The 20,562-nt window shown below is 74.8% G+C and carries 19 protein-coding genes and 1 tRNA gene; 8 read left to right on the top strand and 12 right to left on the bottom strand.

Features of this window, described 5'->3' with window-relative positions; genetic code table 11:
- Positions 1-13 precede the first annotated feature (13 nt).
- Both WCD58_RS24755 and WCD58_RS24750 read left to right on the top strand, forming a co-directional pair.
- Entirely contained in the window at positions 14-352 is a 339-nt protein-coding gene (locus tag WCD58_RS24755) for a hypothetical protein (RefSeq protein ID WP_337705761.1), read from the top strand.
- Positions 353-360: 8 nt separating this feature from the next.
- Entirely contained in the window at positions 361-1,764 is a 1,404-nt protein-coding gene (locus WCD58_RS24750) for an alpha/beta hydrolase (RefSeq protein ID WP_337705760.1), read from the top strand.
- 78 nt (positions 1,765-1,842) lie between these two features.
- Here the strand turns inward: WCD58_RS24750 and WCD58_RS24745 are convergent, their stop codons facing one another.
- Complete coding sequence (locus WCD58_RS24745; protein ID WP_337705759.1) at positions 1,843-2,634, bottom strand: hypothetical protein; 792 nt, start codon at positions 2,632-2,634, stop codon at positions 1,843-1,845.
- Positions 2,635-2,780: 146 nt separating this feature from the next.
- On the opposite strand from WCD58_RS24745, the gene WCD58_RS24740 reads away from it, so the two are divergent.
- Positions 2,781-3,308: a peptidylprolyl isomerase gene (locus tag WCD58_RS24740; RefSeq protein WP_337705758.1), complete on the top strand. Its 528-nt coding sequence runs from the start codon at positions 2,781-2,783 to the stop codon at positions 3,306-3,308.
- A gap of 38 nt (positions 3,309-3,346) precedes the next feature.
- On the top strand, positions 3,347-4,222 hold the full coding sequence (locus WCD58_RS24735) for a rhomboid family intramembrane serine protease (RefSeq protein ID WP_337705757.1): 876 nt from the start codon (positions 3,347-3,349) through the stop codon (positions 4,220-4,222).
- Here WCD58_RS24735 and WCD58_RS24730 read toward each other — a convergent pair.
- Both WCD58_RS24730 and crgA read right to left on the bottom strand, forming a co-directional pair.
- The gene (locus WCD58_RS24730; RefSeq protein WP_337705756.1) at positions 4,133-4,654 is read right to left on the bottom strand and encodes a PH domain-containing protein; all 522 of its coding nucleotides are present in this window, start codon (positions 4,652-4,654) and stop codon (positions 4,133-4,135) included. The genes WCD58_RS24735 and WCD58_RS24730 overlap by 90 nt on opposite strands.
- Before the next feature lie 55 nt (positions 4,655-4,709).
- On the bottom strand, positions 4,710-4,964 hold the full coding sequence (gene crgA / locus WCD58_RS24725; protein ID WP_274283354.1) for a cell division protein CrgA: 255 nt from the start codon (positions 4,962-4,964) through the stop codon (positions 4,710-4,712).
- Between the two features lie 76 nt (positions 4,965-5,040).
- Here crgA and WCD58_RS24720 point away from each other — a divergent pair, with 76 nt between their 5' ends.
- A complete protein-coding gene (locus tag WCD58_RS24720) occupies positions 5,041-5,691 on the top strand; it encodes an aminodeoxychorismate/anthranilate synthase component II (RefSeq protein WP_337705754.1) in 651 nt (216 codons plus the stop codon).
- A gap of 22 nt (positions 5,692-5,713) precedes the next feature.
- Here WCD58_RS24720 and pknB read toward each other — a convergent pair whose 3' ends face one another.
- The 7 genes from pknB to WCD58_RS24685 form a co-directional block, all read right to left on the bottom strand.
- Complete coding sequence (gene pknB, locus WCD58_RS24715; protein WP_337705753.1) at positions 5,714-7,660, bottom strand: Stk1 family PASTA domain-containing Ser/Thr kinase; 1,947 nt, start codon at positions 7,658-7,660, stop codon at positions 5,714-5,716.
- 2 nt (positions 7,661-7,662) lie between these two features.
- The gene (locus tag WCD58_RS24710) at positions 7,663-9,072 is read right to left on the bottom strand and encodes a serine/threonine-protein kinase (RefSeq protein WP_337705752.1); all 1,410 of its coding nucleotides are present in this window, start codon (positions 9,070-9,072) and stop codon (positions 7,663-7,665) included.
- Complete coding sequence (locus tag WCD58_RS24705) at positions 9,072-10,553, bottom strand: peptidoglycan D,D-transpeptidase FtsI family protein (protein WP_337705751.1); 1,482 nt, start codon at positions 10,551-10,553, stop codon at positions 9,072-9,074. Before WCD58_RS24705 ends, WCD58_RS24710 begins: the two co-directional genes overlap by 1 nt.
- Entirely contained in the window at positions 10,550-12,109 is a 1,560-nt protein-coding gene (locus WCD58_RS24700; RefSeq protein ID WP_337705963.1) for an FtsW/RodA/SpoVE family cell cycle protein, read from the bottom strand. Before WCD58_RS24700 ends, WCD58_RS24705 begins: the two co-directional genes overlap by 4 nt.
- Before the next feature lie 53 nt (positions 12,110-12,162).
- Positions 12,163-13,533, bottom strand: a complete 1,371-nt coding sequence (locus WCD58_RS24695) for a protein phosphatase 2C domain-containing protein (protein WP_337705750.1) — start codon at positions 13,531-13,533, stop codon at positions 12,163-12,165.
- A gap of 148 nt (positions 13,534-13,681) precedes the next feature.
- Positions 13,682-14,167, bottom strand: a complete 486-nt coding sequence (locus WCD58_RS24690; RefSeq protein ID WP_337705749.1) for an FHA domain-containing protein FhaB/FipA — start codon at positions 14,165-14,167, stop codon at positions 13,682-13,684.
- A 19-nt stretch (positions 14,168-14,186) separates the two neighbouring features.
- The gene (locus WCD58_RS24685; RefSeq protein WP_337705748.1) at positions 14,187-15,464 is read right to left on the bottom strand and encodes an FHA domain-containing protein; all 1,278 of its coding nucleotides are present in this window, start codon (positions 15,462-15,464) and stop codon (positions 14,187-14,189) included.
- A gap of 173 nt (positions 15,465-15,637) precedes the next feature.
- Between WCD58_RS24685 and WCD58_RS24680 the strand changes: the two genes are divergently transcribed.
- Both WCD58_RS24680 and serS read left to right on the top strand, forming a co-directional pair.
- Positions 15,638-15,723: transfer RNA gene (locus WCD58_RS24680), tRNA-Leu, on the top strand.
- Between the two features lie 93 nt (positions 15,724-15,816).
- A complete protein-coding gene (serS, locus tag WCD58_RS24675; RefSeq protein WP_337705747.1) occupies positions 15,817-17,133 on the top strand; it encodes a serine--tRNA ligase in 1,317 nt (438 codons plus the stop codon).
- Here the strand turns inward: serS and WCD58_RS24670 are convergent.
- The gene (locus WCD58_RS24670; RefSeq protein ID WP_337705746.1) at positions 17,123-17,935 is read right to left on the bottom strand and encodes a thioesterase family protein; all 813 of its coding nucleotides are present in this window, start codon (positions 17,933-17,935) and stop codon (positions 17,123-17,125) included. The genes serS and WCD58_RS24670 overlap by 11 nt on opposite strands.
- A 39-nt stretch (positions 17,936-17,974) precedes the next feature.
- Positions 17,975-18,496 (bottom strand): antitoxin, encoded by a 522-nt coding sequence (locus WCD58_RS24665; RefSeq protein ID WP_337705745.1) that lies wholly within the window; start codon positions 18,494-18,496, stop codon positions 17,975-17,977.
- 268 nt (positions 18,497-18,764) lie between these two features.
- On the opposite strand from WCD58_RS24665, the gene WCD58_RS24660 reads away from it, so the two are divergent.
- The gene (locus WCD58_RS24660; RefSeq protein WP_337705744.1) at positions 18,765-20,243 is read left to right on the top strand and encodes a serine/threonine-protein kinase; all 1,479 of its coding nucleotides are present in this window, start codon (positions 18,765-18,767) and stop codon (positions 20,241-20,243) included.
- Positions 20,244-20,562: the final 319 nt, after the last annotated feature.

Genomic DNA, 20,562 nt, shown 5'->3' with positions numbered 1-20,562 from the left:
CGTCGGAACCGGTGTGGACGACCAGGGCGGGCCGGACGTGCGGCCCGAGGAGCTGCGGGAGGCCGGGGCGGCGTGCGTCGCCGCCGGGCTCGAGGTGCCGGTGGGCGCACCGGCGGAGGCGATCCGTGAGGTGGCGGTCGTGCCGGGCGGACGGTCCGGCGCCGCGGCGGCCGCGCTCGCCGACCGCTGGGAGGTCGCGCACGCGCGGTGGTGCGCCGACCTCGTGGCCCACGGCGAGGCGCTGGCCGCGGCCGCGGTGGCCTACGCCGCCGGGGACGGGGCGGCCGCGACGGGCCTGATGGCCGCCGGGGACACCGTCGCGACGGGGCGGATGGGCGGGCCCGGCTCGTGACGGCGGTCGTGACGGTGGGGGTCGCCGCCGCCCGGCTGCTCGCCGCCCGCCGTGCCCTGGCCCGGGCCGCCGCCGTGCTCGCCGACCCCGCACCCGGATGGCGCGGTCCCGCGGCGGAACAGGCCGCGTCCGCGCGTACCGCCCTGCTCCGGGCGCACGCGGTCCTGCTCGACGACCTCGACGGCGTGCTCACGGCGCTCGGCGTCGCCGCGGTCGCCCTCGCCGCCGACACGCCGCCCCTCGTCGTCGACGCCGCGCTCGCGGCCGCCCTCGACGCCGCCGGCCCCGCACCCCCGGGCACGAGTCCCATGAGCGTGCCGGGCACCGTCCCCGGCCTCGATCCCGAGGCGGTCGCGCGCTGGTGGGACGGTCTCGGCCCGGACGCCCGCGCCGCGCTCGAGCGCGACCGGCCCGCCCTGGTCGGCGGCCTCGACGGGGTGCCGGCGGCGGTGCGCGACCGCGCCAACCGGCGCGTGCTCGCCGCCGCGCAGGAGCAGGCGCGCGCCGAGGAGACCGTGACCCGCGACCGTCTCGCCCGCACCCGCGATCCCGCCGAGCTCGCCCGGATCGGGTGCGAGCTGCACGAGGTCCGGACCCGGCTCGCCCGGCTCGGGGCGGTGGCGGCCGCGGTCGACCGGCCCGGCCGTGCGCTGCTGGACCTCGAGGTGGAGCGTGATCCCGCCGACGGTCAGGGCGTGCGCGCGGCCGTGGCCCGCGGCGACGTCGACACGGCCGGCCACGTCGGGGTGTACACGCCCGGCTTCACCACCGGGGTCGACGAGCTGCCCGGACGCCTCGAGGAGCTCGACGCGCTGGCCGACGCCGCGGGACCGGGCACCGCCGCCGTCGCCTGGTACGGCTACGACGCGCCCCAGGTCGGCGAGCTCGCCGACCCCGACCGCTCGGTCCTCGGCCGCGCCGCCGCCGACGAGGGCGGGCGGCGGCTGGCGTCGTTCCTCGACGGGATCGGGGCCGCGCGCCGGGACGACGTGCACCTCACCGCGATCGGGCACTCGTACGGCTCGGTGGTCACGGCGGCGGCCACCGCGCCCGGCGGTGCGAGCGGCGTCGACGACGTCGTGCTCCTCGGCAGCCCGGGTGTCGGGGACCCGCCGCGTCGCGCGTGGGTGGTCGAGGCGGCAGGCGACCCGGTCGCGGACGCCGGCTGGTTCGGTCCCGACCCGAACCGCGCGCCCGGCGTCACCGGGCTCTCGGCGCGCGAGGTCGCGCTGCCCGACGGCCGCGTGCTCGCCGCGTCGCGGGGCCACGGCGAGTACCTGACGCCGGGGACGACGAGCGCGGCGAACGTGGCCGCGGTGGTCGGGGGGCGCCCGCAGGACGCCGTGCTGGACCGGGGCGTCGGCGCCGGCGACCGGCTGCGCCGACTGGCGGGCCGGCTGCTGGGCCGGTGACACGCGCGAACGGCCCGCCCCCGGTCCTGCGAGGGACCGGGAGCGGGCCGTGCCGACGAGCGTGTCCGTCCGGAGTGGTTACTCCTTGCCGCCGGTGGCGGGCTTGTCGGAGGCCACCGCACCGTTGGAGTTCGAGCCGCTCACGGCGTCGGTGGCCGTGTGCGTCGGGATCTCCTGGCTGCTCGCCTGCGCCGGCGTCACCGGCGGCGCCCCGGCGGGCTTCTCGGTGCTGACCGGACGCGGCCGCGGGGCGGGCGGCGGCGGAGGCGGCAGCTCCGGCTCACGACGCGTGGCGACCACGGCGGCGCCGACGCCCACGAGGGCGATGACGACCAGCCAGAGGCCCCAGCGGCGGCGCTTCTTCGGCTCCTCGGGCTCGATGCGGGCCGCGAGGTCCTTGCGGACCGACGTCAGGCCCTCCTCCAGCGAGCCGCGCACGGACTCGCCGAAGTCACGCAGCTCGTCGGCGCTGGTGGGCACCGCCGAGGCCTCGAGGCGCTTGCGCGCGTCCTTGGCGTAGCTCTTGGCCTGCTTGCGGGCCTCCTTGGCGGCCTTGTTGGCGCGCTTGCGGGTCTCCTCGCGGGCCTCCTGGGCGCGCTTGCGGGCCTCGGCCTGCGCCTCCTCGGCGCGCTGGCGGGCCTCGGCGCGGGCGTCGAGCACCCGCTGGCGGGCCTCGTCGGCGGCCTTGCGAACGTCCTTGCGGACCTCGGCGCGCTTCTTCGCGCCCTGCTTGCGGGCCTTCTCGCGGTCCTTGCGGGCCTGCGCGGCGGCCTTCTGGGCCTTCTTCTCGGCCTTCTTGCGGGCCCGGCGGCCCTCCTTGCGCAGATCGTCCAGGTCCTCCCTGGCGCCGATCAGAGTCTTGCTGCTCAACGACTTCACCTCACTCGTCGGTGGGCGGCCATGATGCCCCCGGCCCTGTGGTGCAGGTGCCCGACCCGCCGGGCCGTCACACCCGCTACTCCATTCGAAGGTCGCCACCGTCCCTCCCCGCAGAGTCCTAGTGGCACGATGGCCCGGTGACCACCGCCGACACCCCGACCGCCACGCTGCACACCTCCAACGGGGACATCAACCTCGTGTTGTTCTCCAACGAGGCGCCGAAGACCGTCGCGAACTTCACGGGACTGGCGTCCGGCGAGCAGTCGTACAGCGAGCCCAACGCCAAGGGCGGGAGCTCCGGGCCGTTCTACGACGGCACGATCTTCCACCGCGTGATCGCGGGCTTCATGCTCCAGACCGGTGACCCGACGGGCACCGGGCGCGGAGGCCCCGGCTACAAGTTCGCCGACGAGTTCCACCCCGACCTGCGCTTCGACCGCCCGTACCTGCTGGCCATGGCCAACGCCGGCCCCGGCACCAACGGCTCCCAGTTCTTCATCACCGTCGCCCCCACGACGTGGCTCAACCGCAAGCACACGATCTTCGGTGAGGTCGCCGACCAGGCCTCGCGCGACGTCGTGGACTCCATCGCCGCGACCGCCACCGGCCCCGGCGACCGCCCGGTCCAGGACATCGTCATCACCTCGGTCTCGGTCGGTTCCTGAGGTAGCCCCCTGAGGACGACCACAGCAGTGAGGACGGCGTGACCGCGCCCGGCGGGCCGACGGCCGGGCCCGAGGCCTCGCCGGTCTGCGTCCGGCACCCCGACCGCCCCACGTCGCTCGCCTGCACCCGCTGCGGGCGCCCGGCGTGCCCCGACTGCCTGCGTCCGGCGCCGGTCGGGGCGCACTGCGTCGACTGCATCGCCGAGGCCAACCGGGCCGCGGCGGCGACGCGGCCGCGCACCGTCGGCGGCGGGCGTTCCCGCACGGACGACAGGCCGGTCGTCACGATCACGCTGATCGCGGTCAACGTCGCCGTCTTCCTGCTCACCGCGGTGTCCGCGGGCAGCGCGACGGCGAACTATGCGTCACCGTGGGTCGACACCGCCTGGCTGGTACCCGCCGACGTCGCCGCCGGCCAGTGGTGGCGGCTGGTCACGGCGGGCTTCCTGCACGCCGGGCCGCTGCACGTCGCGCTCAACATGTTCGCGCTGTGGATCCTCGGCCGCGACCTCGAGCTGGTCCTCGGGCGCCTGCGGTTCTCGCTGCTCTACGGGGTCTCGCTGCTCGGCGGCTCGGTCGCCGTCGTGCTGCTCGGGGCGCCCGGACAGCCCGTCCTCGGCGCGTCCGGAGCCGTGTTCGGGCTGATGGGGGCCCTGCTCGTCGTGCTGCGCCGCCTGCAGATGAACATGCGCCCGGCGCTGGTGGTCATCGGCATCAACGTCGTCCTGAGCATCGCCGTCCCGGGCCTGTCGCTGCTCGGGCACCTCGGCGGCCTCGTCACCGGGGCGCTCGTCGCGGCCGTCCTGGTGTACGGGCCGGCGCGCTCACGCCCCGCGGCCGGGCTCCTCGCCGTCGGCGGGATCGTCGTGGTCCTCGTCGTGCTGGTCGCGGTGCGGTCCCTGGCGCTCGCCTGACAGGCGCCGCCCCGCCCGCGCGCGGTGGTCCTGGAGCGCGTCGGCCACCTCGACCGGGTCGGTGCCGAGCTCGAGGCGCCCGAGCACGAGCAGCCGCTCGTTGCCGTCGGCCTCGTCGCGCACCTCCACCTCGAGGTAGGCGGCCGGCAGGCCCATCCGCCGCATCCGCACCGCCCGCACGGCGTCGACGCGCGCCCACGACCACGTGTGCCGGCCCGCGATGCCCCGCAGCGCCAGGCCGTCGTCGTCGGCCCGCAGCCGCGGGCGGGCGAACGCCCCGAACGCGGCGCTCAGCAGCAGGGCGAGCGCCGCGAGCCCGGTGAGCAGGCGCCCCGGCGGGTCGGTGGCGGCCAGCGACCACGCGCCGAGCCCGAGCGCACCGGCGGCGCCGAGGACGAGCGCGGGCCACGGCGGGGCCCAGGAGTCACTCACCGGCAGTTGTCCACAGGGTTCGTCCACACCCGTGGACGAATGACACTGATGTGGTTCAGCGCCACTTCATGGTCATCAACAGGGACACCACGATCAACCCGAAGCCGATGAGGAAGTTCCACGCCCCGAGGTCCTGCATGAACGGGATCGACTCGGAGGCGAGGTAGTTGACCACCAGCCAGGCGAGGCCGAGCAGGCCGACGCCGAGCATGATGCCGACGTAGGCCGGGTGCGACGGGCCGGCGGGCGCGGGCCCGGCCTTCGGGGGCGGGGTGTAGGCCGGCTTGCGGCGGACCTTGGACTTCGGCACGTCGGCTCCGATCGGGAAGACTCCGGCGCCGAGTCTAGTGCACGCATCCTGATCACCGGTTTCGTACGCTGGAGGGATGCGCGTCCTGGTCGTCGACAACTACGACAGCTTCGTCTACAACCTCGTCCAGTACCTCGCGCAGCTCGGCGCCGACCCCGTCGTGCGCCGCAACGACGTCGACGGGGTGGTCGACCTCGTCGACGAGGTCGACGGCGTGCTGGTCAGCCCCGGCCCCGGGACGCCCGCCGACGCCGGCGCGAGCACCGAGGTCATCCGGCGGTGTGCCGCGCTCGGGCGCCCGATGCTCGGCGTGTGCCTCGGCCACCAGGCCCTCGGCGCGGCGTACGGCGGCGTCGTCGACCGCGCCCCCGAGCTGCGCCACGGCAAGACCTCGCTGGTGCACCACGAGGGCGCGGGCGTGCTCGCCGGGCTGCGGAGCCCGTTCACGGCCACCCGCTACCACTCGCTGACCGTGCTCCCCGACACGATCCCCGCGGCGCTCGAGCCCACCGGCTGGACCGAGGACGGGGTGCTCATGGCCATGCGCCACCGCGAGCTGCCGCTCGAGGGCGTGCAGTTCCACCCCGAGTCCGTGCTCACCGAGGACGGGCACCGGCTGCTCGCGACCTGGATGGGCCTGTCCGGCCACCCCGTCGACGACGGCGTGGTCCGCGAGCTCACCGAGAGCCTGCGGGCCCTGGCGATCGCCGCGGCGCCACCCGCCTGAGTCTGCCCGGCGAGGAGGAGGGTCAGTTCCCGCCCGGGAACAGCCCACCGCCGTCGTCGCTGCCGGGCTGGTAGCGCCCGACGACGACCGCCACGCTCGACCCGGGGTCGGCCGACGAGCCGGCCGTCGGGTTCTGGCTCAGGATCTTGCCGTCCTGCGAGGGGTCGCTCACCGACTGCGACGTGCGCTGCAGGTTGCCGCCGCGGAAGCCCGCCGCGACCAGCGTCTGCACGGCGTCGGAGGGCAGCTGCCCGACCAGCGAGGGCACCTGCACCTGGCCCTGGTTGCCGCGCGAGACGCGCAGCGTCACCGACGAGTTGCGAGGCACCTGGGTGCCGGCGCTCGGCGACGTCGAGACCACGGTCCCGGCCGACCCGCCGCCGTCGACCTCGGTGACGTCGACACGCAGGCCGACGCCCTCGAGGGTGGTCGTCGCGGTCTGCCGGTCCTGGCCCGTGACGTCGGGCAGGCGCAGCGTCTCGCGCTGGCGCCCGATCGTCAGCTGCACCGGGGTGCCCGGCGCGAGGAACTGCCCGGCGGCGGGGTCCTGCGCGAGCACCCGGTTGATCTGGTTGGAGTCGTCGACCTCGCGGGTCTGCGGGACCGGCGCGAGGGACAGGCCGAGCCGCTGCACGCTCGCCTGGGCCTCGTTGGCGGTCTGGCCCGTGAGGTCGGGGACCTGCACCCGGTCGGGACCGCGCCCCACCCGCAGCTCGACGACGCTCCCGGGCGGGACCTCGAGCCCGCTCGACGGGCTGGTGGTCACGACCTGGCCGACCTGCTCGGGGTTCGAGGCGACCGGCACGACGGTCGGCCGCAGCCCCGCGGTCGACAGCGTCTGCAGCGCGGCGGCCTGCGGCTGCCCGATCACCTGGGGCACGGCGACGGAGTTGGCCGACGGCGAGAACAGGAAGTACGCGCCCGCGAGGGCGGCGAGCAGGACCAGCGCGGACACGAACCCGATCGCGCGCCGCCGGCCGCGGCGGCGCCGGACCTCGGCCTGCTCGGCCTGCCACTCGGCGAAGTCGTCGACCTGGTCGACGGGCCCGGTCGCGGCGGCCACGGGGTGGCCGCCGGTCATGTACTCGGTGCGCTCCTGCTCCGTCATCACCATCGGCGCCTCGGGGCGCTCGCCGTTCAGGACGCGGTAGAAGTCCTCGCGCATCTCGTCGGCCGTCTGGTAGCGGTTCGACGGGTTCTTGGCCAGCGACTTCAGCGTGATCGCGTCGAGCTCCGGCGGCACCCGCGGGTTGATCTCCGACGGGGCCGGCGGGTCCTCCCGCACGTGCTGGTAGGCGATCGCGACGGGGGAGTCGCCGGTGAACGGGGGCCGGCCGGTGAGCAGCTCGAAGAGCACGCAGCCGGTGGCGTACACGTCGGAGCGGGCGTCGACGGACTCGCCGCGGGCCTGCTCGGGCGAGAGGTACTGCGCGGTGCCGATGACAGCGGCGGTCTGCGTGACCGCGGGCTGGGCGTCGGAGAGGGCCCGGGCGATGCCGAAGTCCATCACCTTCACCGCGCCGGCCGGCGTGATCATGATGTTGGCCGGCTTGACGTCGCGGTGGATGATCCCGTGGCGGTGGGAGAAGTCCAGCGCCGCGCAGACGTCGGCGAGGACCTCGCAGACCCGGAAGGCCTCCATCGGGCCCTCGGTCTTGACGATGTCGCGCAGCGTCCGCCCCGCCACGTACTCCATGACGATGTAGGGCAGCGGCACGTCGTCGGTGGGCGTCTCGCCGGTGTCGTAGACCGCGACGATCGCCGGGTGGTTCAGCGCGGCGGCGTTCTGCGCCTCGCGGCGGAACCGGACCTGGAACTGGGGGTCGCGCGCGAGGTCGGCGCGCAGGACCTTGATCGCCACGTCGCGGCCGAGCCGCACGTCGCGCCCGCCGTGGACCTCGGACATGCCGCCGTAGCCGAGGGCGGGCCCGAGCTCGTACCGGTCGGACAGGAGTCGTGGCGTCGTCATCCTCAGAACTCCTGACAGGTGACGGTCACGGTCTCCCCGCGGGGGACGTCGCCGGTGGGCGACAGGTAGAGCACCCGGCAGCGCGAGGGGTCCGACGGCTCCCCGCCGAGGATCGTGGCCACCTCGGGGTCGAGACCGGACTCCCGCAGCGCGGCCGCCGCGACCGACGCGGGCCGGCCGACGTAGTCGACCGGGTTGACGCTGATGCCGTTCGAGGCCGACGTCGTGGTCGTCGTGCGCGAGCTCCGGGTGGTGGTCGGGCTCGGTGTCGTGGTGGTGGAGCTCGTGGTGGTGGCCACGGGCGGCAAGGGCTCCGACGTCTCGGTCATGTTCATGACCCACAGCACGCCGGCGAGCAGCAGCAGGGCGACCACGGCGAGGGCGGCGACCGTGCCCCAGGGCCCGCGGCGGCGGGGCTGCTCGGGCTGGGAGGCCCAGCGGTCGGGACGCTCGGCGCCGCGCGGCGGGGAGGGCTCGCGCGACATCGCGGGCGCGACGCGGGTGGAGGGGTTCACGCGCTCGGTGAGCGCGGTGGCCTGGCCGGGCAGGGGGAGGGGCTCGCCGCGACGCACCGCGCCGACCGCGGCCGCGAACTCGCCGCCCGTGGCGTAGCGCTGACGGGGGTCCTTGGCCAGCGTCGCCTCGATGAGCTGGCGGACCACCGGCGGCACGTCGTTCGGGAGCGGCGGCAGCGGGTCGCGGATGTGCATCATCGCGACCGTGACCGCGTTCTCCGACAGGTACGGACGGCGTCCCGCCAGGCACTCGTAGCCGACGACGCCGAGCGAGTACACGTCCGAGGCGGGGCCGGCGTCGCCGCCGCCCGCCTGCTCCGGCGCGATGTAGTGCGCGGTGCCCATGACCATGCCCGAGCGGGTCACCGGCGCGGCGTCGACGGCCTTGGCGATGCCGAAGTCGGTGATCTTCACCTGGCCCGACGGCGTCACCAGGATGTTGCCGGGCTTGACGTCGCGGTGCACCAGGCCGCGCTCGTGCGCCGCCTCGAGCGCCCACCCGGACTGCTCGAGGATGTCGAGGGTGTAGTCGACGCCGAGCCGGCCGTGGACCGCGAGGATCTGGGCCAGCGGCTCGCCGCGGACCAGCTCCATGACGAGGTACGCCGTGGGCACCTGCACGGTGCCGTTCGCGGTGGCCCACTCGGTGGTGGTCTCGCCGTAGTCGTGCACGGCGGTGATGCCGGAATTGTTCAGCGACCCCGCGGTGCGCGCCTCGGTGCGGAAGCGGTGCAGGAACTCGGGGTCACCGGTGAGCTCGGCCTTGAGGATCTTCACCGCGACCGTGCGGCCGAGCCGGGAGTCCTCGGCCTCCCAGACCTCGCCCATGCCCCCGACGGCGATCCGCCGGCCGAGCCGGTAGCGGTCGCCGATCAGCGATCCGGTCGTGGGCGCCACTAGGAACCACTCCCCAGGGCGGCCGCGATGACCGCGCGCCCGATCGGGGAGGCGACCGAACCGCCGGTGGCCTCCTCGCCGCGGTTGCCGCCCCGTTCGACGATCACCGAGACGGCGATCTGCGGGTTCGGCACCGGGCCGAACGCGTCGTACCAGGTGTGCGGCGGGTTGGTCTTGGGGTTCGCGCCCCACTCGGCCGTGCCGGTCTTGGAGGCGATCTGGACGCCGGGGATGCGGCCCTGCCCGGAGCCGTTGTTCTCCGAGCCGATCATCAGCTGGGTCAGGGTGTCCGCGGTCGACTGCGAGAACGCGCGGGCCAGCCGGTCCGGCTCGGTGGACTCGACGGTCGAGAGGTCCTGGCCCTGGATCTGGGCGACGGTGGACGGGGTCATCGGGATGCCCCCGTTGGCCACGGTCGCGGTGATCTGGGCGTTCTGCAGCGGGGTCAGGCGCACGTCGCGCTGCCCGATGCTGGACTGCGCGGTGGAGGCGCCGTCGGCCATGTCGCCGAGGCGGGAGGCCTGCACCGGCATCGGCACGGTGAGCCCCGGGTTCTCGAAGCCCAGCGAGGTCGCCATCGCGCGCAGGCGGTCGGCGCCGATCTGGGCCCCGAGCTGGGCGAACGGCCCGTTGCAGGACTTCGCGAACGCCGTCGCGAACGGCACCGTGGCGCCGGGGCCGCACGGCTTGCCGTCGTAGTTCTCCAGCGTCGTCGTGCTGTCCGGCAGCGTGATCCGCGGTGCGGCCGTGACCGGGGCCTCCGGGGAGATCGCCCCGGCCTCGAGGGCGGCCGCCGTGGTGACGATCTTGAAGGTGGACCCGGGCGGGTAGGTCTCGCTGGTGGCCCGGTTGGTCAGCGTCGGCGGGTCGTCCTCGCTGAGCTCGTTCCAGGCGTTCTGCTGGGTGGTGCCCGAGTGGCTCGCCAGTGGGTTCGGGTCGTAGGACGGCGTCGACACCATGGCGACGATCTCGCCGGTCTGCGGCCGGATGGCGACGACCGAGCCCTGGTAGCCGCGCGAGGTCATCGCCTCGTAGGCGGCGCGCTGGACCCGGGGGTCGATGCTCAGCACGACGTTGCCGCCCGCCGGGTCGCGGCCGGTGACGGCGTCGGAGATGCGGCGCACGAACAGGCGGTCGTCGGTGCCGTTGAGCACCGGGTCCATGGCGCGCTCCATGCCGCCCGCGCCGTAGATCTGCGAGTAGTAGCCGGTGACGGGCGCGTAGAGCGGGCCGTCGGTGTACTGGCGCTGGTAGCGCAGCCGGTCGCCGGGGTCGGGGCTCTGCACGCTCTGGGCGAGCACCTCGCCGCCGGCCGAGATCTGGCCGCGCTGGCGGGAGTACTCGTCCAGCAGGACGCGGGCGTTCCGGGGGTCCGCGCGGTACTCGTCGGCCTTGACGACCTGGATCCAGGTGGCCTGCCCCAGCAGGAGCAGGATCAGGACCATGACCGCGAGGGAGACCCGTCGCAGCGGGGTGTTCACTCTCCTCGGGTCCTTCCTCGCGGGGCCTGTTCGGGATGGCCGGGCTGGGCGGCACCGGCCTCCTGGCGCACGCCGCCGTGCGGCGGGGTGCGGACCTGGTCGCGCGAGACCATCTCGGTGCTCGCCTCGGCCAGGGGCGCGAGCGGGGCCTGCTGCCCGGGCGCGGGTGCGCCGGGCCGCTTCTCGGTGCTCGGCTGGCGGGCCGCGTTCGACACCCGCAGGACCAGCGCCACGAGAGCGTAGTTGGCCACGAGCGACGACCCGCCGTAGGACACGAACGGCGCCGTGATGCCGGTGTTCGGGATCAGGTTGATGACGCCGCCGACGACGACGAACACCTGCCAGGCGATCGCGAAGCCGAGGCCGGCGGCCAGCAGCTTGCCGAAGGTGTCCCGGACGGCGAGCGCGCTGCGCATCGCCCGCGTGGCGAGCACGCAGTAGATGACCAGCAGCGCCGCGATCCCGACGAGGCCGATCTCCTCGCCGAGCGAGGTGAAGATGAAGTCGGTGCTCGAGAACGGGACGAGCTCCGGGCGGCCGGCGCCGAGCCCGGTGCCGCCCATCCCGCCGGTCGCGAGGCCGAACAGCCCCTGGCTGACCTGGAACCCGCGGCCGTTGTAGTCGGCGAACGGGTCGAGCCACACCGAGACGCGGATCTGCACGCGGGACACGAACGTCCACGCGGCGAACGCGCCGCCCGCGAAGATCGTCAGGCCGATGATGACCCACGAGATGCGCTCGGTGGCCACGTAGAGCATCACCAGCACGATCCCGAAGAACATCAGGGACGTGCCGAGGTCGCCCTCGAAGACCAGGACGGCCATCGCGACGCCCCAGGCCGCGAGCAGCGGGCCGAGGTCGCGGGGCCGGGGGAAGGTCATGCCCAGGAAGTGCTTGCCGGCGCTGGTGAACAGGTCGCGCTTGACCACCAGGAACGACGCGAAGAACACGACGAACAGGATCTTCGCGAACTCGCCGGGCTGGATGCTGGCCGGCCCGAGGCGGATCCAGATGCGGGCGCCGTTGACCTCCGAGAGCGAGGCGGGCAGCACCGCGGGCAGCGCCAGCAGGATGAGCCCGACGAACCCGGCGGTGTAGCCGTAGCGCGCCAGCGTGCGGTGGTCCGGGACGAGCCAGAGCATGCCGACGAAGAAGACGATGCCGATCGCCGTCCAGCCGACCTGGCGCAGCGCCTCCTGGGCGGGCTCGTCGTTGCCGAGGCTCGCCGCGCGGGCGATCCGGGCCAGGTCGATCCGGTGGATCATGACCAGCCCGATGCCGTTGAGCAGCGCCGCGAGCGGGAGCACCAGCGGGTCGGCGTACGGCGCGAACTTCCGGACGGCGAGGTGCGCGAGCGCGAGGATCGCCATGTAGGCCGCGCCGAGGTAGAGCAGCGCCCAGGTGAGCTCTTGCTCCTGGTTGGCCTCGACGAGCACCAGCGCGCCGGTGGTGATGGCGGCGGCGAAGCCGAGCAGCGCGAGCTCGACGCCGCGGCGGGTGGAGACGGCGGCCGCGACCGCCGGCCGCAGCGCGGTGCGGTCGGCGGGGCGGTCGATCCCGGAGGCCCCGGGCGCGCCGTTCCGGGCGCCGGGAGCGGTCGGCCGCGTCACTACGGCACCCGGCAGTCCCGGCCCGGGACCTGCGGCTCGGCCGGCGCGGGGGACGCGACGGGGGCCTGACCGGCCGCGTCGGGCGTGCCCGGGGTGCCGGGCGCGACGGTGGGGGTGCCGGCGGGCGGCACGGTGCCCGGCGCGGTGGCCGGGGCGGGGGGCTCGCACGGCGGGAGCATCTGCTCGGTGCGCAGCCGCTCGACCGTCTGCTGGGCCTTCGGGAGGTCCGCGACGCGGATGCCGTCGCCGGCCAGCTGCTGGCGGGCGACGGGGGTGAGGTCGGCGATCTGGACGCCGGAGTCCTCCGCGACGCTCTGCAGGGAGACGCCGAGGAACGTCCCGGGCACGCCCTGGTAGATCACGACCGTGTCGTCGTCCGCGGCCACGTAGTACTGGCTGCTGACGTACACGGTGGCGGCGAGCACGGCGATGCCCGCGAGGGCGACGACGGCCAGCGCGGCGAGCGCGAGGCGCAGGCGCGTGCGGCGGGGCGCGCGGCGCGAGGACTCGGAGGCCGCCGGCGAGGGGCGGGGCGTGGGCTCGCTGCGGGTCAGCGTCGCGGCGGAGGCGCGCGCGGCCGCGGAGTCGCCGGGCGGGGGGTCGGCGCGGCCGTCGCCGGCGGCGCCGCCGTAGATGGGGTCGTGCTCGCCGAAGTCGACGTCGACGACGTCGGCGACGATGCACGTGACGTTGTCCGGGCCACCGCCCTTGAGCGCGAGCTCGATGAGCCGGTCCGAGCAGTCCTGGGGGTCGGCGATTGTGAGCGCCTCGGCCAGCGTCTCGGCGCTGACAACCCCGGAGAGCCCGTCGGAGCAGAGCAGGTAGCGGTCGCCGGAGCGGGCCTCGCGGACGGTGAGCGCGGGCTCGACGTCGTGGCCGGTGAGCGCGCGCAGCAGCAGCGAGCGCTGGGGATGGCTCGCCGCCTCGTCCTCGGTGATCCGGCCCTCGTCGATCAGCGACTGCACGAAGGTGTCGTCGCGGGTGATCTGGGTGAGCACGCCGTCGCGGAACAGGTAGGCGCGCGAGTCGCCGACGTGCACCATGCCCAGCCTGCTGCCGGCGAAGAGCACCGCGGTGAGCGTCGTGCCCATGCCGTCGAGGTCGGGCTCCTCGGCGACCAGTTCGGTGATCGCGTCGTTGCCCTGGGCGGTGGCTTCGGCGAGCTCGCCCAGGAGGTCGTCGCCGGGCTCGTCGTCGTCGAGCGGCACGAGGGCGGCGATGACGAGCTTCGAGGCCACCTCGCCGGCCGCGTGTCCGCCCATGCCGTCGGCGAGGGCGAGCAGGCGCGGGCCCGCGTAGACCGAGTCCTGGTTGTTCTGCCGCACCAGGCCCCGGTCACTGCGAGCGGAATAGCGCAGCACCAGGGTCACGGGTCGATCCTGCACGGGAGGGGACAGGGAGTCGTCACCCGGGTCCGGATGGCGGGCGTGCTGACCAGCGGGCCGATCACCGCGTCGAGCTCCGCGTCGGTTCGTCTCCTGCTCAGCGGGTCGAGCTCCGCCGCGCTTCGTCTCCTGCTCATGACCGGAGCTCGATGACCGTCTTGCCGATGCGGATGGGGGTGCCCACCGGGACCCGGGTGGGTCCGGAGACCTTGTTGCGGTCGAGGTACGTGCCGTTGGTCGACCCGAGATCCTCGACGTACCAGTCGTCGCCGGACTGGGAGATCCGGGCGTGACGTGTGGACGCGTAGTCGTCGTCGAGCACCAGCGTCGAGTCGTCCGCCCGGCCGATCATGATCGGACGGCCGTCCAGGGCGATGCGGGTGCCCGCGAGGGCGCCGGCGGTGACGATCAGGGCACGGGGCCCCGAGCGTCCGCCGCCGCGGGCCGGCTTGGACGAGCCCCCACCGCGGGTGGAGGGCCGCCGGCCGCCGGGCGCCGCGGCCCGCAGACCCGAGGCCGCGTAGAGGTCGCTGCGGACGACCCGCAACGCGGCGAGGACGAACAGCCACAGCAGGGCCAGGAATCCGGCCCTCGTGATCTGGAGGACGAGTTCGGGCACGCCGTCGGGCCTTCGGGCCTCAGCCCTGCGCGCGGAAGAGCAGCGCGCTGTGCCCGACCCGGATCGTGTCGCCGTCGGCGAGCTGCCAGGTCTGCACCGGCGTGCCGTTCACCGTGGTGCCGTTGGTCGACCCGAGGTCGGACAGGGTGGCCTGCTGGCCGTCCCAGTTGATCTCCAGGTGACGACGCGAGACGCCGGTGTCGGCGAGACGGAACTGCGCGTCCTGCCCGCGGCCGATGACGTTCGAGCCGTTGACGAGCTGGTACGAGCGGTTAGAGCCGTCGTCCAGGGTCAGCGACGCGGTCAGCTGGCGGGTCTGGACACCGCCGTAGCCCTGCTGGCCGTACTGGTCGTACCCGCCCTGCTGGGCGTACGGGTCGTACCCGCCCTGGCCGTACTGGCCGCCGTAGCCCTGCTGGCCGTAGGGGTCGTAGCCCTGCTGCTGGCCGTAGCCCTGGGGCTGGCCGTACTGGTCGTACCCGGGCTGGCCGTAGCCCTGCTGCGGGTAGCCGCCCTGCTGGCCGTAGGGGTCGTAGCCCTGCTGCTGGCCGTAGCCCTGGGGCTGCCCGTACTGGTCGTAGCCCTGCTGCGGGTAGCCCTGCTGCGGCTGGCCGTACTGGTCGTAGCCCTGCTGCTGGCCGTAGCCCTGCTGCGGGTAGCCCTGCTGGCCGTACTGGTCGTAGCCGCCCTGCTGGGGGTAGCCCTGCTGCGGGTAGCCCTGCTGCGGCTGGCCGTACTGGTCGTAGCCGGGCTGGCCGTACCCCTGCTGCGGGTACCCCTGCTGCGGGTAGCCCTGCTGGCCGTAGGGGTCCTGCTGGCCGTAGTTGCCGTCGCGACCCTGCTGGTCGTCCGGGTAGCGGCCGGGTGCCTGACTCATGGGCTGTTCTCCTGCGGATCGGGGGCTCGCGGCCCGTCGCCGCGACGCGTCGGGGTCAACGGACGACCTGGTGCGGAACTGTCCCGTGTGCAGCGCGTCGGAACGCTCCAGAGAGACTACGACCTCACCGTAAGTCTCCCACCCGCCCTCCGTGAGGTGCTCCTCCACGACCTCGATGAGCGAGTGGGTGATGGTCTCCTCGTCGCCGGCCAAGCGTTCGTGGTCCGCGGGACTGAGCACCACCGTGTACTGATTGGGCGCCAGGCGGCGCCCACCTGCCAACTCTCGCACGCCGTCCTCCGCCTCACGGCGAAGGCCCTGTGCTATCTCCTGCGGGACGACCTTGCCACCGAACACGCGTGCGAAGGCGTCACCCACCAGTCCCTCGAGCTTGCGCTCGAAGCGCTGTGCGCGCCCCACCGCGATCCCTCCTCGTCCGACGTCTGCTCCGTCGTCCCGACACCTGCTGCCCCGTCCGGAGTGTCGCCACACCGGGCGGGCGGATTCGATGGTATCGGTCGCCGCGGCGAGGGCGCCGACCTCCTTCCGAGGGGCCGGATCCGTGCGTGCTAGCGTTCCTGCCAGATCACTCCGGGCGAGTGGCGGAATGGCAGACGCGCACGGTTCAGGTCCGTGTATCCGGAAGGATGTGGGGGTTCAACTCCCCCCTCGCCCACCAGCACGCAGCGATCGACAGGGCCCCGACCGTGACCCACGGCCGGGGCCTTCTTCATATCCACCCCCCGCGCTCCGTCGGAGAGGATCGGCCGCGATGCACGACGCACGCCTCCTGCTCGAGCTCGGTGACGAGGCGGTGCGCCGCCTCGCTCGCCGGGGCTACTCGCTCGACCTCGCGGGCCTGGAGGCGATGGCGTCGCGGCGGTCGGCGGCGATCGGTGCGGTCGACGAGCTGCGGGCCGAGTCCAAGCGCGCCGCCGGCGAGGTGGGCAAGGCCGCGAAGTCGGGGTCCCCGAGCGCCGAGGTCGACGCGCTCAAGGAGCGGGCCCGCGAGCTCAAGGAGCGCATCCGCGAGGCCGAGGAGGAGGTCGACGCCGCCGAGGCCGCCCTGCGCGAGCTGATGCTGGCGATCCCGAACCTGCCCTCGGACGACGCCCCGGACGGCTTCTCGGAGGACGACGCGGTCGAGGTGCGCCGCAGCGGCGAGCCCCCCGTCCTCGGGTTCACCCCGCGCGACCACGTCGAGATCGGCGAGGCCATGGGGATCCTCGACTTCGGGCGCGCCGCGAAGCTCTCGGGCGCGCGGTTCTCCCTCGCCCGTGGGGCGGGGGCGGCGCTCGAGCGGGCCATCGCGTCGTTCTTCCTCGCGCTGCACACCGGCCGGCACGGCTACACCGAGTTCTCCCCGCCCTACCTCGTCACCGCGCCGACCATGACCGGTACGGGGCAGCTGCCGAAGTTCGAGGAGGACCTCTTCCGCACCGGCACCGGCGACCGGGACCTCTACCTCATCCCCACCGCCGAGGTGCCGCTCACGGCGATGCACGCCGACGAGATCCTCGAGACCGAGACGCTGCCGCGGGCGTACACGGCGTGGACGCCGTGCTTCCGCTCGGAGGCGGGCTCCTACGGCCGCGACACCCGCGGCCTCATCCGGCTGCACCAGTTCTCGAAGGTCGAGCTGGTGCGGGTCTGCGCCGCCGACGACTCGCGCGCCGAGCTCGAGCTGATGCTCACCCACGCCGAGGCGTGCCTGCAGGAGCTGGGCCTGGCGTACCGCGTCATCCGCCTGGCCGCGGGCGACATGGGCTTCAACAGCACCCTGACCTACGACGTCGAGGTGTGGCTCCCCAGCCAGGACACCTACCGCGAGATCTCGTCCTGCTCGGACTGCGGCACGTTCCAGGCGCGCCGGTCGGGGATCCGCAGCAAGGACGCCCACGGCACCCGGGGCCAGGTGGCGACGCTCAACGGCTCGGGCCTGCCCATCGGGCGCACGATGGCCGCGATCCTCGAGCAGTGCCAGGCGGAGGACGGGTCGGTGACGATCCCCGAGGCGCTCGTCCCGTTCACCGGCTTCCGGCGCCTGCTGCCGGACGGCACGCCGGAGACGGTGCTGACTACCGCCTGATCGCGGCCAGCTGGTGGGCGTGACCCACCAGCCGGTCGTCGGCGTCCCACACGCGGCACGTCTCGTGCATGCGGTCGGCGCCCGCGCGCTCGACCCACTGCACGACCCGCAGCGGGCCGGGCGCCGGGTCGGCCACGACGTGCGCCGAGAGCGACATCGTCGGCGACCACCCCGAGAGGCCCATGTCGAAGGTCGCCGGCGGCAGCACGTCGAGCGCGACCAGCAGGCCCTCCGGCGTCCAGGACTCACCGGACGCGAGCGACGCCCAGCCCGCGAGCCGCCCCTCGCCCGACGGGCGCCCGTGCAGGAACCCGGCGGTGCGCGGGTCGAGGCGGGTGTCGACCACGTCCATGATCGGCAGGGAGCCACGGCCGTCCTCGTCGGACCCCGAGGGGCTGCGAGGGCACTCCTCGCGGGGCGTGAGCTCCGGCGGCGCCGGCTCGACGTCGTCCGGCGTGCGTGCCGCGGGCGGGCCGAGGATGAACGCGGCCTCGACGGCCGGGCCGTCCTGGTCGAGGCGCACCCGCAGCTGCGAGGCGCCGCGCCCCAGGCGCAGCACCGTGACCTCGAGCGACGCCGGACCCGGCTCGGGCGCCTGCAGGTAGGTGCCGGTCACCGCCTGCGGGCAGGTGTGCGCGGGCCGCTCGGCGGAGACCGTCTCGCGCGCCGCGCGGGCGAGCACGGCGAGCAGGTAGCCGCCGTGCAGCTTGGGACCGATCGTCCACTGGTCGTCGAGGAGGATCGTGTACCGGCCGGCCTGATCGGTCGGCTCGGGGCGGGTGGCCTTGTCGTACTCAGCCACGGTGCCCCTGGTCGGGGGTCGGCTCCGGAGCGCCCGGTCTCACGACTGCGGCGGGCGCGGCCAGTCGGCCGAGTCGTCGCGCGGCGGGTGGGTGGGACGGCCCGGGTCGGTGGGCGCGTCGGACGGGGTGCCCGTCGGCGGGCCGACCGGGCCGGTCGGCGGCTCCGGCGCGGCGGACGCCCCGGGTGCGGTGGGGGCACCGGACGGGGGCGGGGTGCTCGACGGCGGCGTGGCGGTCGGGCCGGTGCCGGTCGGGCCGGTGCCGGTCGGGCCTGTCCCGGTCGAGCCGGTGTTCGGCGTGCCATCGCCCGCCGCGGCGCCGGGCGCCTGCGGGTCGCCGGTGCCCTGCTTCGCGGCCCAGCCGACGCTCTCGCCGGCCTTCGCCTCGGCCTTGCCGATCTGCTCGGAGTACTTCCCGCCGGTCTTCTCGTCGACCCAGCGCGCGGCCTTGCCGATGGCGCCGAGGATGCTCTGCTCGTTGTCGGCGACCTTCTTGCTGGCCGTGTCGCGCAGGTCGTTGGCGAATTGCTTGCCCTGCTGCACGTAGTCGTCGCGGCTCATGGGTCCTCCGTGATGACCGGTGGTGTGACCGGGGTTCGGATTCCGACCGTACCCGCGGGGCGCCCTGCCCCACACCCTCGCGGGCGCACCCCGGCGGGCGCGGTGGTATCGCCCGGGGAGGCGCGTGCGGCAGGGTGGCCGTCGGACGCGCCGAGCGGGCCAGGCACGATGGGCAGGCGCCCCGGGCACTCCGGGGCCGTTCGGACGGGTTACGGACGCGAAGGAGCCGGCACCCGCCGGAGCACCCGGAACGAGGAGGCGCGCGGGCGTGAGTTCGACGGAGGCGGGCCCGCCGCCCACCGTGGGTGGAGGGCGATACACCCTCGGTGACCTCATCGGCCGCGGTGGCGCCGCCGAGGTGTTCCGGGCGCGCGACGAGCTGCTCGGCCGCGACGTGGCCGTGAAGCTGTTCCCGGCCGGTGTCGGCGAGGCCGACGAGTCCCGCCGCCAGCGCGAGGTCCAGACGCTCGCCGGGATGAACCACCCCGGCCTGGTGACGATCTACGACGTCGGCCAGGAGCGCGACCGCGCCTACTTCGTCATGCAGCTCATCGAGGGCGAGTCCCTCGCCGACCGCATCCGCAGCGGTCCGCTCGCGCTCGGCGACGTCGTCGCCCTCGGCTCGGCCCTCGGCGACGCGCTGACCTACGTGCACCGCCACGGCGTCGTGCACCGCGACATCAAGCCCGGCAACGTGCTGCTCGACACCGACGGCCGCCCGCACCTGTCGGACTTCGGCATCGCGGTGCTCGCCGACGCCACGAACATCACCGCCACCGGCATGGTCATCGGCACGGCGTCGTACCTGTCGCCGGAGCAGGTGCGCGGCCAGCAGGTCGGTCCCGCCTCCGACGTGTACGCGCTGGGCCTGGTGCTGCTCGAGTGCATCACCGCCCGCCGGGAGTACCCGGGCAACGCCCTCGAGGCCGCGGTCGCCCGCCTGCACCGCGCCCCCGAGATCCCGCCGGACGTGCCGGCGCCCCTGGGCAACCTGCTCGCGGCGATGACCGGCGACGAGCCGATGGAGCGCCCCACCACCGAGCAGGTGGTCGGCGAGCTGCGCATGATGGCCCGCGAGGCGGGCATGGACGCCCAGACCGTGCTCGCCCCCGCGCCCGTCACCGGCAGCGGGGCGATGCGGACCACCGCGATGGGCACGGGCACCGGCCCGACCGCCTACGCCCCGATGGGCGGCGCCACCACCAGCGGGCCGACCCGGGCCATGGGAACCCCTCCCGGCGGCTACGCCCCGGCCGCCTACGGGGCGGCGGGGTACGGGGCGGGGGGCTACGGCACGGCGGGGTACGGCGCCGCCGACCCGACCGCGCTCGTCGGGCCCGACGACCCGCGCTCGGCCGAACAGGCGAGGCCCAAGCGGGGCCGGCGCGCGGCGATCGTCGCGCTGCTCGCGCTGCTGCTCGCCAGCGGCGTCGGCGGCTACTTCCTGCTGTCCAACCGGGAGGAGGCCGCGCCGCCCGCGCTGCCGCCCGCCCCGCCGGTGTTCTCATCGAGCACGACGACCACCACCGAGCAGGAGACGACCACCCGGTCACGGGTGCGCACCACCACCGAGGCGCCGACCACGACCACGGTCGTCCCGCCGCCGGTCGTCCCGACCACGAGGACCACGACCACGACCACCCAGGCACCCCAGCCCGGCGGCACCGACGACACCCCGGGCGGCGGTGGGGATGACGACGGCGGCGTCGTCGTGCCGGCGCCCGGAGCCCAGCAGGCGCCGCCCTGATCCGGCGGCGGTCGCCGGAGTTCTGACCGAAGGGCACCTTCGGTCGGATAGACGGGCGAGGGTCGCCCTCGGCCGGAACGCTGATCGGGGCAGGGCTCGCGCGACAGGCACGGCGCGCATGATCATCAGCTTGCTGAGCTGCGGAGGGTGCCGCTCGCGCATCGGCCGCGCGGGGGGGCGCCCGCGACCGGCGCGGTCCGCATGATCATCGGGTCGCTGAGCTGCGGAAAGTGCAGGTCGCGGGTCGCTGAGGCAGCCTCGACTCCCGTGAGTTCCCCTGACGCGGATGTCGCCGATGGCGCAGTTCTTGGGTAGACTA

The sequence above is a fragment of the Actinomycetospora flava genome, from assembly GCF_037400335.1.
GTDB lineage: Bacteria > Actinomycetota > Actinomycetes > Mycobacteriales > Pseudonocardiaceae > Actinomycetospora > Actinomycetospora flava.
The sequence above is the reverse complement of the archived record's forward strand: the minus strand, read 5'-3'. Positions and strand labels throughout refer to the sequence as shown.